An 11,461-nucleotide genomic window follows, 5' to 3' on the forward strand; every position below is an offset into this window, starting at 1 on the left:
AGATCATTCAATTCCGATGACCGACATGAGCACACCTCTTAGAGAATCGATAAGGCCGAGAACTCCACTGATCGTGACAGGCTGCCTGACGGCGGCGGTCATTCCACTGAGCATTGCAGGCCCCGCGGTAGTCGTCCCGTCAATAAATCAGGCCCTTGGCGGCAGCGCGGCCGAGCTCACCTGGATCATCAACGCCTACATACTCACCTACGGCAGCGCCACCCTAGCTGCGGGCAGCCTGGCTGACACTTATGGACGCAAACGCGTCTGGTTGACCGGCATGCTGTTGTTTGCAGTTGTGTCCGCGGCAATTCCATTCATGCCCTCAGTGCTCTGGATTGACATCCTTCGCTTGGTCCAAGGATTGGGAGCTGCTGCAGCATTCGGGGGGGGCATGGCCGCGCTTACACAAGAATTCGACGGCCACGCCCGAACTCGCGTATTTAGCTTGATTGGCACGACCTTCGGTGTGGGTGCGGCCTTCGGTCCGTTTCTGGCCGGACTGCTGATCGACACCATGGGTTGGCAATGGGTTTTCCTAATGCCAGCCTTGGTCGCCCTGCTCGCCTCTACCTTCATTGCGTTGTGTGCCCGCGAAACGCGGGACCCCTCCGCTGCCGGATTGGATTGGGCAGGCGCCATAACCTTCACGCTCGGGCTGGCCGTCCTCACCTACGCCATCGTTCTCGCACCCGAAAAGGGCTGGAGTCATGCTTCAGTTTTGGCAGCCTTGATAAGCGCCGGGTTGATACTCGCCCTCTTCGTAGCCATTGAGCTACGGCATGACCAGCCTATGCTCGACCTTTCTCTATTCGCCAGTGCGAAATTTATTGGAGTACAGGTACTGGCTGTTGCCCCAGCCTACTCATACATTGTGTTGCTCATCATGCTGCCCTCGAGATTCATTGGAATGGAAGGCCGCACCGCGTTAGAAGCAGGCCAGATGATGATTTCACTGTCGATTCCGCTACTGGTCGTGCCCGTCCTTGCCGGGCGGCTCGCGCGCACTGTTAATGTCGGCGTGCTATCGAGCATCGGCCTCCTTATTGCTGGGGCGGGTTTGGTTTGGCTGGGCCACACCGTTAACGGCGAAACCATAAGCAGTCGCCTACTTGCAATGGCCGTGATTGGGGTGGGTATTGGCTTACCCTGGGGCCTAATGGATGGCCTTGCAGTAAGCGTCGCACCCAAAGAGAGAGCCGGCATGGCTGCGGGCATCTTCAATGCAGTGCGCCTTGCGGGGGATGGGATAGCGATCGCGGTGGTCGGGGCAAGTTTTTCCGCCACGATTCTCTCCGATCTAACCGCAACAGCAAGCCAAGCCACGTCCACCCAATTAGGCACCGCAAACCTAGTGGAGGCTGCGAACCGCCTCGCCATGAGTGATCTGCAAAATGCGCTTTCCACTGCTCCGATGCTGGACCGAACTTTTCTGCTGCAGACCTACGAGCGTGCGTTTCAGTTCCAGCTTTTCGCGCTCGCCGCAGCAGCAATGGGAACCGCGATAGTCATTTTCTTGTTGCTTGCAAAGGTAAAAGCGCAGAATTGACGGCGACCGCGCTGTTGCGCGTCGATGCAAGCACCGCGAAATTGTGACCAGCAGGCCGATGATGCTTACGATTACGCCGGACGCGCAAACCTATAGACAGCGCACACACTGCGACTGGCGCAGGGGGGTGTAGAGCGCGAGCGCGACTGAGTAAATTTAAAAATGCGGAAGTTTCTTTAAAAATCCACATTACGAAAAGAAAAAAGGCACTTCGCTTGCGCGTAAGTGCCTGATTTCATTTGAATTCTGTGGGGTGGCTGATGGGACTCGAACCCACGACAACCGGAATCACAATCCGGGACTCTACCAACTGAGCTACAGCCACCTCTGATACTGCTTTTCTTCTTGCCGAACCGCTTTTGAAAGAAGCTCAACAACGAAGAGGCCGAATTCTAGCACGTTTTTTTGAGGATGTGAAAGTGGCTCTCGCCTTTGCCACTTGCCAGCGCCGGCCGCCTTGCTATCCTTCGGCATTAATCATCATCGGAGGCCGCTCTTACGCCATCGCTATGGACCGCATACACGCAATCTTGATCGATTACTGGCCCCACCTGGTATTTGCCATCAGCATCGTGGCCGGGACTGGCGCGGCGGTGCACGCCGCGATGACCAAACAGGACGTGCGGGCGGCCATTGGCTGGGTAGGGGTGGCGCTGTTTTCACCGCTGTTCGGCGCCCTCTTCTATTTCGTGGCGGGCATCAACCGGATCCGCAAGACGCGGCTGTCGCAGCAGCGCGACGAAGCAATGGTGGTGGATGCGGAGCAGGTCGAGACCGCGCCCGTGGACGTGGCGCCGATCTCGGGCCAGCAGTTTGCCTCGCTGAAGGTGCTGGGCGACCGCGTCAGCCGGTTCCGCCTGCTGGGCGGCAACGCCGTGCAGCCGCTGGCCGGCGGCGACGAGGCCTACCCCGCGATGCTGCAGGCTATCCGGGACGCGCGCCATGCGGTCGCAATGCAGAGCTATATCTTCGATAACGATGCCATCGGACGCGAGATGGCGCAGGCGCTGATCGAGGCGCGCGCGCGTGGGGTCGAAGTCCGAGTCCTGATCGACGCCATCGGCTCAAAGTATTCGCGCCCGCCCATCGTGCGCATGCTGTCGCGCGCCGGCGTGCCTGTGGCGCGTTTCATGACCAATCCGCTGGGCGTGCTGCGCATGCCCTACGCCAATCTGCGCAGCCACCGCAAAGTGCTGGTGGTTGACGGACGGGTGGGCTTTACCGGCGGCATGAACGTGCGCGCGGCGTTCGTCAGCGCGCTGGCAGGCGATGGCACCAACCGCGATACGCACTTCCGCGTCGAGGGACCGATCGTCACGCAGCTGATGTCGGTGTTTGCGCACGACTGGAATTTCACCACGCACGAATCGCTGCCCGCCCGCCCCTGGTTCGATCCCGAAGCCTTGCCGCCCACGGGCGATGTGCCGATGCGCTGCGTGCCCTCGGGTCCGGACCGCGCCCTGGGCAGCACGCATAACATGTTGCTGGGCGCGCTGGCGGTGGCGCAGCGCCACGTGCGTATCCAGTCGCCCTACTTCCTGCCCGACCAGACGCTGATCGGCGCCCTGGCTACCGCTGCGCGGCGCGGCGTGGTGGTGGACATCGTGATTCCGGGCAAGAACAATCTGCGGCTGGTGGACTATGCAATGACCGCGCAGCTGGACCAGGTGGTGCGCACGGGCTGCCGAGTCTGGCGTTCGCATGGGGCGTTCGACCATTCCAAGCTGATGACGGTGGACGACGCCTGGGCGTATGTTGGATCGTCCAACCTGGACCCGCGCAGCCTGCGGCTGAATTTCGAGCTGGACACCGAAATCTACGACCCAGGCGTAGCCCGCTGGATTGGCGCCCGCGTGGACGCGCTGGTCGCGCAAGGCCGGCGCGAAACGCTGGAGAACCTGCTGCGCGCGCCGTTTGCCAAGCGCTTGCGTAACAAGGTGATCTGGCTGGCTACGCCGTATCTGTAGCCAGCGCAAGGCTTAGCCGTCCGAGGCCGGCGCCGGCGCGGCGCGCACCGCGAACACGGCATTGGCCTTGAGCATGACGCGGCCTTCGACCTGCAGCAGGCAGGTGGCGTAGATCAGGCGCCGCCCCTGCTTGTCGATACGGACGTGCGCTTCAAGCCAATCTCCTGGCTTGACTGGGTTCAGGTACTCGACCGACATCTGCACCGTGACAACCGAGGCCTGTGCCTGCTCTGCAATGGTATGGCCGAGCGCACTGTCGGCCAGCGTGGCCAACAAACCTCCGTGGGCAATGGCATGCATATTGGTGTGCGCCTGCGCCACACGCATGGCCAGGACGCAATCGGCATCGCGCTTGTAAAGCGCGCCAAGCTCGGCCAAATGTTCCATGAACGGGCTGCTGGGGCGCCAGGGCGCAAAACCGGAAGGAATGGAGTTTGTCATGCTCAGGCCTGGTTTTTTCACGCGGAAGAGTTCGAGTATCGCAAAGAAGGCAGCCGTCGACACGACTTCCGGCGCAGCTTTGATCGCGGCGCGGACAATGCGCAAGTCAGAGTAAGATTTACGCCATAACAAACACCCTACATGGCAGGAGCAGTGGAAGATGGCAAAAGTCGGCATGGTTGGTATTGGCCTCATGGGCCACGGCATTGCGAGCAATCTGGTCAAGCATGGTCATACGCTGACCGTGCTGGAGCATCCGGGCAACCAGCCCCTGGACGCGCTGAAGGCCGCCGGCGCGACCAGCGTGGCCGACGGCGCCACGTTGGCGGGCCAGTCTGATGTGATCATCCTGTGCGTCACCGGCAGCCCGCAGGTCGAAGCCGTGCTGCTGTCCGAAGGCGGCGTGCTGGCGGGCCTGCGGCCCGGCACGGTCATCATCGACTGCTCGACGGCAATTCCCTCGTCCACCGTGAAGGTGGCGGAGGCCGTGGCGGATGCCGGCGGCCGTTTCCTGGATGCGCCCATGACGCGCACGCCCAAGGAAGCCGCCGAAGGCCGGCTGAACCTGCTGGTGGGTGGAGACGCCGCCTTGTTCGAGGAGTGCAAGCCGCTGCTGGCCTGCTTTGCCGAGAACATCACGCATGCCGGCCCGATCGGCGCCGGTCACCGCATGAAGCTGCTGCACAACTACGTGTCGCTGGGCGTGGTTGCGCTGCTGTCGGAAGCGGCGGCCTGCGCACTGCGCGCCGAGATCGATCCCGCGGTGTTCGCCGACGTGCTGACCAAGGGCGGCGGCGGCGGCGTGGCGCTGGAGCGCATCAAGCCGTACCTGCTGGAACAGGATCCATCGTCGCTGCGGTTCTTCATGTCGAACGCGCAGAAGGACCTGTCCTACTACAACACCATGGCCGCGGAAACGGGCGCCGTGCGCGAAATCGGCGCGGCCGTGCAGCACACCTTCGACCAGGCTGTCACGCAGGGCGGTGGCGACCGCTATGTGCCTGAGCTGGTGTCGCTGCTGAAGGACCGCTAGAGCGGCCCGCCTGCCATCGCGGCCCGAACGACGGACGCGATGGCAAACCCGGCAAACGGCGCCGGTTTGCCATCAGCGCAGTTCAGCGTCCCGCGACCGCCACGCCGCGCGGCAGCCCCCGCGCCGGCAGGCGCAGCGAAATCAACGCCGCCGCCAGCAGCAGCACGCCTGCCGCCCCGAAGGCGACCCAATGCGTGCCGAAGGTCTCGTAAGCCCAGCCGCCCAACCATGAGCTGATCATGCCGCCCACCTGGTGGCCCAGATAGGCCAGCCCATACAGCACGCCCACCAGCCGCACGCCATAGACGTCCGCCAGAATCGCAGAGGACAAGGCGATGCTGCCAGCCCACACCACGCCGCCTATGGTGGCCGCGGCGTACAGTTCCCAGTGCGCCCCCACCATGACCAGCGCGAAGAAGCCGAGTCCGCGCACCAGGTAGATCGTGGCAAGAATGGCGCGCCTTTCGACCTGGTCCGACATACGGCCCAGTACCAGGGTGCTGAAGATGGCGACCAGGCCGATCAGCCCGATGCCCAGAGAACTGGTGGTGGCGTCAAAGCCGTGGTCCATCAGCATCGGCACACCATGGGTGCCCAGCAGATTCATGCTGAAACCACAGGCGAACAGGCCCAGCGCGACTTGCCAGAAGGGCAGCGAACCCAGGGCCGCGCGCAGATTGGGGGCCGGGCGCTTGGCCCCCGGCTTGGCGGGTGCGGCCGCCTTGTCGGGGATCTGGTGCGGCAGCAGGTCGGTGTGCTCCGGCGCTTCGTCGCGCATGATGAAGAGCGCCATCGGCACCGTCAGCAACGCGAACAGCACGGCAAAACCCAGCAAGGTTTCCTGCCAACCCACGGCCGAAATGGCGAAAGTCAGCGTCGGCGTCATGAGCGCGATGCCAGCCATGGAACCCGTGGACAAGAAGAACAGCGCCATGCCGCGCTGGCGGGTGAACCAGCGGCTGATGACCGGCGTCAACGCCACCGGGCTGGTAAAGCCCAGGCCGATGGACAGCGCCACGCCGAAGGACAACAGGAACTCGATGGGCCCGCGCGCGAAGACGGTCCAGATCGACGACAGCACGACGATGGCGGCGCCGGTCAGCAACACGAAGCGCGTGCCGCGCGTGTTGACCAGATAGCCCGCCAGGGGCATGGCCAGGCCATAGCAAAGCATGCCGATCGCGACAATGCCGGACAGCATGCTGCGCGTGAAGCCCAGCGTGTCCGCGATGGGCAGGAAAAACGGCCCGATGCCCATGCGCAGGCCGACCGTCAACAGGGTGAGTACCGTCGCGGCGCCTACGATGGTCCAGCCGAAATACCAGCCGCCCGACTCTTGCTTCTGCACTTGTGCTTCTCCTCGGTATCTTCTTCTTGCCGCTTGCGCGCCCGGCTTCGCGGGTGCCGCCGGAAAGGCTGGACACGGGCGAGAAGAACGAGGCGTGAATCGGCTTGTTGTCGCCGGCGGCTGACGCCCCCGGACGCGTCATATTACTCCCGGCTATATGTCTGCTCCGCCCGAAATCCCGGAATGTGTTCGGTGAACGGTCGCCGAAGCGCTGTATATTCCCCACCATTTCGTAGCGCCCGAAGCAAACCGTGAAGTCCAAGACCTCGATGTTCGCCCTGTCCCGCCAGGAAATCGCCCTGGTGCTGGTCACCATGCTGTGGGGGAGCACCTTCCTCATCATCCACATCGCCATGCAGCACAGCGGGCCGCTGTTCTTCGTGGGGGTGCGCTTTACCATCGCAGGCCTGATGGCGCTACTGGTGTTCCGCAAGCACATGGCCGGGATCACGCGCCAGGAGGTGGGCGCGGGCATCGCCATCGGCTGCGCGCTGTTCCTGGGCTACTTTCTGCAAACGTACGGATTGCAGACCATCACCAGCAGCCAGTCCGCCTTCATCACCGCGCTCTACGTGCCCATCGTGCCGCTGCTGCAATGGGCCGTGTTGAAAAAGCCGCCCGGACTGATGAGCTGGGTAGGCGTGACGCTGGCCTTCGCCGGTCTGATCCTGCTGGCCGGCCCGCAAGCAGGCACGCTGAGCTTCAGCGCGGGCGAGGCCGCGACGCTGGCTGGCGCCGCGGCGATTGCCGCCGAGATCATCCTGATTGGCATGTATGCCAAAAAGGTCGACAGCCGCCGCGTCACCTTCGTGCAATTGCTGACCGCCGGCCTGGTGTCGTTTGCGCTGATGCCCGCGATGGGCGAAGCGGTTCCCGCGTTCTCGTGGCTGTGGGCGGGCGCCGCCATTGGGCTGGGACTGGCCAGCGCCGTTATCCAGCTGACCATGAATTGGGCGCAGAAGTCGGTGTCGCCCACCCGCGCGACCGTCATCTACGCGGGCGAGCCCGTGTGGGGCGGCATCGTGGGACGCCTGGCCGGAGACCGCCTGCCCGCGCTGGCGCTGGTGGGAGCCGGCCTCATCGTTGCGGGCGTGCTTGCAAGCGAGGCCAAGTTCACGCGCAGGAAAAAGCCCCAAGCCCCGGCGCAGGGCGCGCAAGGCGCTGACTAACGAGCCAGGCGGACTATCAAGCCGGCCTGCGCGGGATACAGGCGTTGCAGTTCGGTGGCGTCGGCCAGCTCGAACTCGCTGAACTCGAAGCCTGGCGCAACCGTGCAGCCGGCCAGCGCGTAGCCGTCCGGGTCGGCCAGTTCGGCCGCGAACCAACTGCCGGCAGGCACAACTGCCTGGAACACGGCATCGGCGTCCTGCAGCGCGTCACCCAGCCGCAGGCAGCCGTAGCCGCCATCCGGCACCAGCACATGGATATGCAGCGGACCGCCCGCATGGAAATGCCAGAGTTCGTCGGAACGGATGCGATGCCAGGTAGACCACGCGCCGTCGCATAGCAAGTAGTAAATGGCGGTGCTGGCGGAACGGCGCGCGCCGTCGCCGCGCGTGACCAGATCGGCGGCGCGATAGGTTTCACGGTAGTAGCCGCCTTCGGGATGCGGCAACAGGTCCAGGCGGCGGATGAGGCTGGCGGCGGATGTGGATGCGGTCATGGCAGGACGGGCGCGTGGAGGATAGCGCCAGTCTAGCGTGCCCCTAGGCCGCCTGCTGCAGGAACGCCTGCAACGCGGGCACTGTATTCATTACGTGCTGCCGCATGGCGGCCTCGCAGTGCGCCGGATCGCCCGTGCGCAACGCGTCGATCAGTTCCTGGTGCGATTCGCGCACGCGCAGGACGCGGCCCGGCTGAGCCGCCCACAGCCGCATATAGGGCTCGACCACGGAATGCAGTTCGGACAGCTGACGCAGCAAGCGCGGTTGCTGGCAGAAACTGCAAAGATACTCGTGGAACTCGCGGTGGGCGGTGGTCCAGTCCAGGTCTTCACCGGGCCCCTGTTCCAGCAATTCAAGCGAATTGGTCAGGCGGCGCACGTGCTCGGCGTTCATGTGCGACACCGCATTACGCATGGCCAGGCCTTCCAGCACCGAGCGCATCTCGAACACTTCCAGCATTTCCTGTTGGTTCAGGCCACGCACCACCGCGCCACGGTTGGCGCGGATTTCGACCAGCCCTTCGGAGGCAAGGCGGCGCAGCGCGCCGCGCACCGGCATGCGACTGGTGCCGATTTCCGCGGCCACGACCTCGGGCACCAGACGCTGGCCGGGCGCGTAGCGGCCCAGGCGGATTTCGCGCTGCAGGTGCAGGTAGGCTTCGTCTTCGGCGCTGATGGCTGTCTTCTGGAATTGCAGCATTGAGGTCTCGGGCAGGCCTTGGGAAAGCCGCCATGATAGATAAACGCAAAAATAACACAAATTGGATCCAGTGATCCATGGATGCAAACACCAATGGTCCCGGGCCCCCCGCTTGCGTCTAATCCCTGCACGCACTCCATAACGCGATCAAGGGGAATTCATGAAGTTTCGTTTCATCCGGGCGCTGGCAGGCGCCGCCCCCGTGGCCTTCGCCGCCCAGGCAGGCGCCCAGGCGACCGACTGGCCGCAGCATCCGGTGCGCATTGTCGTGCCGTTCCAGGCGGGCTCCGCCACCGACCTGATCTCGCGCCAACTGGGCGCTGCGCTGTCCACGGAGCTGGGTCAGCCCTTCGTGGTCGAGGCCCGCCCGGGCGCCGCGGCCGCTATCGGCAGCGCCTCGGTCGCGCGCGCCGCGCCCGACGGCTATACGCTGCTGATGGGTGGCCCCGCCGCCATCGTCACCAACCGCTACCTGCAAAAGCGCCTGGCCTATGACCCCGACGCCTTCGCGCTGGTGTCCATGGTGGCCTACACGCCCAATATTCTGCTGGCCAATCCGTCGCAGCCGTTCAAGACCCTGCCGGAAATGGTGGCCTACGCCCGCGCCAACCCCGGCAAGCTGACCTATGCCTCGTTCGGCACCGGCACGACTTCCCACATGGCTGGCGAAATGCTCAAGTCCGTGGCAGGCATCGACATCCTGCACGTGCCGTACAAAGGCGCGGGCGAAGCCATCCCGGCGCTGCTCAGCGGCCAGGTGTCGATGTACTTCGACACCATCATGACGGGCCTGCCCCAGGCCAAGAGCGGCGCGCTGCTGGCGCTGGGCATGTCGAACGCAAAGCGCTCGGCGCTGGCGCCGGAAATTCCCACCATCGCGGAACAGGGCTATGCCGGCTATGACATCGCGCCTTGGTATGGCCTGGTCGCCCCCGAAGGCACCCCGGTCGCGGTTCTCGACAAACTGAACCGAGCCGTCAACAAAGTGCTTGCCGATCCGGCGCTGCGCAGTAAGCTCGCGGAAGCCGGCGCGGAGCCCCGTGGCGGCAGCCGCGAAGAATTCGCCGCTTTCATCAAGGCCGAAATCCCGCGCACCAAGCAGCTGATCGACCAGGCCGGCATCACGCCCCAGTAATTTTCAACACGAGTTCCAGCATCCATGTCTTCACCCTTCGATTGGTCTTTCCCCTACGCCTCCCGAAAAATGCCGATCCTGGCCGCCAATGCGGTCGCCACCAGCCAGCCCCTGGCGGCGCAAGCCGGATTGCGCATGCTGCTGGCCGGCGGCAACGCCGTGGACAGCGCCATCGCTACCGCTATTGCGCTGACGGTGCTCGAACCCGTCATGAACGGCATCGGCGGGGACATGTTCGCGCTGGTGTGGCATGACGGCCAGCTGCATGGCCTGAACTCCAGCGGCTGTGCGCCGGCCGCCTGGACGCCGGAGTATTTCGCCGGACGCGACGCCATGCCCGGCACCGGCTGGGGCACGGTGACCGTTCCGGGTCAGGTGGCGGGCTGGAAGGCGCTGTCGGAACGCTTTGGCAAACTGCCATTCGCGCAGTTGTTCGAGCCTGCCATCGCCTATGCCGAAGAAGGGTTCGCGGTGTCGCCCACCATCGCCCGCCAGTGGGCGACGCAAGCGCCCAAGCTGGCGCAGGAGCCCGGCTTTGCCGCGGCCTTCCTGCCAGAAGGGCGCGCGCCCCAGGCCGGCGAGTGGTGGCGCTTTCCGGCACAGGGCAAGACGCTGCGCGCCATTGCCGAAAGCGGCGGCGAAAGCTTCTACCGGGGTGAGCTCGCCCGCAAGATCGCCGACTTCGCCAGCCAGACCGGCGGTGCGCTCAGTGCGGATGACCTGGCCGAACATCGCCCCGAATGGGTCGCCCCGATTTCGCAGTCGTTCCGCGGCTACGAGCTGCATGAAATCCCGCCCAATGGCCAGGGCATCTCGGCGCTGATGGCGCTGGGCATGCTGGAACAGTTCGACCTGGAAAGCATGGGCCGCGACAGCGCGGACTATTACCACGTCAGCATCGAAGCGATGAAGCTGGCTTTCGCGGACCTGCACCACCACGTCGCCGATCCGCGCCACATGCGCACGGACGCTGCCGCCCTGCTGGACCGCGCCTACCTGGCGGAACGCGCGCGCCAGATCTCCATGGACCGCGCCAGCGTGCCGGTCGCGGGCACGCCCGCCACCGGCGGCACCGTGTACCTGACGGCGGCTGACGCCAGCGGCACCATGGTGTCTTTCATCCAGTCCAACTACCACGGCTTCGGTTCCGGCGTGGTGGTGCCCGACACCGGCATCAGCCTGCACAACCGCGGCCTGAACTTCGTGCTTACGCCTGGCCACGCCAACCAGGTTGCGCCGCGCAAGAAGCCGATGCACACCATCATCCCCGCGTTCGTCACGCGTGGCGGCCAGCCCTTGATGTCGTTTGGCGTGATGGGCGGGTCGATGCAGGCCCAGGGCCACCTGCAGATGGTCACGCGCCTGGCGGCGTTTGGCCAGAATCCGCAGGCCATGAGCGATGCGCCGCGCTTCCGAGTGGAAAAAGGCCCGGTGGTCAATGTGGAATCGCACCTGCCCGCGGACGTGGTCGATGCGCTGCGCGCGCGCGGCCACAACGTTGCGGTGGCCCCGGCCGATAGCCTGGAGTTCGGTTCGGCGCAGTTGATCTGCCGCCTGCCGCAAGGCGGCTACGTAGCCGCATCCGACTCGCGCCGCGACGGCCAGGCCGTGGGCTTCTGAGCACC

Annotated in this window: 10 protein-coding genes and 1 tRNA gene; 6 read left to right on the forward strand and 5 right to left on the reverse strand. The window is 64.7% G+C overall.

The window, feature by feature from the left end; genetic code table 11:
• Positions 1-25: 25 nt before the first annotated feature.
• Positions 26-1,549 (forward strand): MFS transporter, encoded by a 1,524-nt coding sequence (locus CEY08_RS17135; RefSeq protein ID WP_076817826.1) that lies wholly within the window; start codon positions 26-28, stop codon positions 1,547-1,549.
• A 249-nt stretch (positions 1,550-1,798) separates the two neighbouring features.
• Here the strand turns inward: CEY08_RS17135 and CEY08_RS17140 are convergent.
• Positions 1,799-1,874: transfer RNA gene (locus tag CEY08_RS17140), tRNA-His, on the reverse strand.
• A gap of 184 nt (positions 1,875-2,058) precedes the next feature.
• Between CEY08_RS17140 and cls the strand changes: the two genes are divergently transcribed.
• Positions 2,059-3,516: a cardiolipin synthase gene (gene cls / locus CEY08_RS17145; RefSeq protein ID WP_042794542.1), complete on the forward strand. Its 1,458-nt coding sequence runs from the start codon at positions 2,059-2,061 to the stop codon at positions 3,514-3,516.
• Between the two features lie 12 nt (positions 3,517-3,528).
• Here the strand turns inward: cls and CEY08_RS17150 are convergent, their stop codons facing one another.
• Positions 3,529-3,957 (reverse strand): PaaI family thioesterase, encoded by a 429-nt coding sequence (locus CEY08_RS17150; RefSeq protein ID WP_076817828.1) that lies wholly within the window; start codon positions 3,955-3,957, stop codon positions 3,529-3,531.
• Positions 3,958-4,117: 160 nt separating this feature from the next.
• On the opposite strand from CEY08_RS17150, the gene CEY08_RS17155 reads away from it, so the two are divergent.
• Positions 4,118-4,990 carry an NAD(P)-dependent oxidoreductase gene (locus tag CEY08_RS17155; protein WP_042794553.1) on the forward strand — a complete coding sequence of 291 codons (873 nt, stop codon included), beginning with the start codon at positions 4,118-4,120 and terminating at the stop codon, positions 4,988-4,990.
• Between the two features lie 82 nt (positions 4,991-5,072).
• Here CEY08_RS17155 and CEY08_RS17160 read toward each other — a convergent pair whose 3' ends face one another.
• The gene (locus tag CEY08_RS17160; RefSeq protein ID WP_063641051.1) at positions 5,073-6,338 is read right to left on the reverse strand and encodes an MFS transporter; all 1,266 of its coding nucleotides are present in this window, start codon (positions 6,336-6,338) and stop codon (positions 5,073-5,075) included.
• A gap of 269 nt (positions 6,339-6,607) precedes the next feature.
• On the opposite strand from CEY08_RS17160, the gene CEY08_RS17165 reads away from it, so the two are divergent.
• Positions 6,608-7,507 (forward strand): DMT family transporter, encoded by a 900-nt coding sequence (locus tag CEY08_RS17165; protein ID WP_076814828.1) that lies wholly within the window; start codon positions 6,608-6,610, stop codon positions 7,505-7,507.
• Here CEY08_RS17165 and CEY08_RS17170 read toward each other — a convergent pair.
• Positions 7,504-8,001 (reverse strand): cupin domain-containing protein, encoded by a 498-nt coding sequence (locus CEY08_RS17170; protein ID WP_076814830.1) that lies wholly within the window; start codon positions 7,999-8,001, stop codon positions 7,504-7,506. The two genes, CEY08_RS17165 and CEY08_RS17170, sit on opposite strands and share 4 nt — an antisense overlap.
• Before the next feature lie 43 nt (positions 8,002-8,044).
• A complete protein-coding gene (locus tag CEY08_RS17175) occupies positions 8,045-8,701 on the reverse strand; it encodes a GntR family transcriptional regulator (RefSeq protein WP_042794556.1) in 657 nt (218 codons plus the stop codon).
• Between the two features lie 160 nt (positions 8,702-8,861).
• Here CEY08_RS17175 and CEY08_RS17180 point away from each other — a divergent pair, with 160 nt between their 5' ends.
• Both CEY08_RS17180 and ggt read left to right on the forward strand, forming a co-directional pair.
• Positions 8,862-9,836, forward strand: coding sequence for a Bug family tripartite tricarboxylate transporter substrate binding protein (locus CEY08_RS17180; RefSeq protein ID WP_076814832.1), 975 nt, complete (start codon positions 8,862-8,864; stop codon positions 9,834-9,836).
• Positions 9,837-9,860: 24 nt separating this feature from the next.
• Positions 9,861-11,456, forward strand: a complete 1,596-nt coding sequence (ggt, locus tag CEY08_RS17185; RefSeq protein WP_063641045.1) for a gamma-glutamyltransferase — start codon at positions 9,861-9,863, stop codon at positions 11,454-11,456.
• Positions 11,457-11,461: the final 5 nt, after the last annotated feature.

Origin of the sequence: Achromobacter insolitus (assembly GCF_002209555.1) — a bacterium.
Taxonomy (GTDB): Bacteria; Pseudomonadota; Gammaproteobacteria; order Burkholderiales; family Burkholderiaceae_B; genus Achromobacter; species Achromobacter insolitus.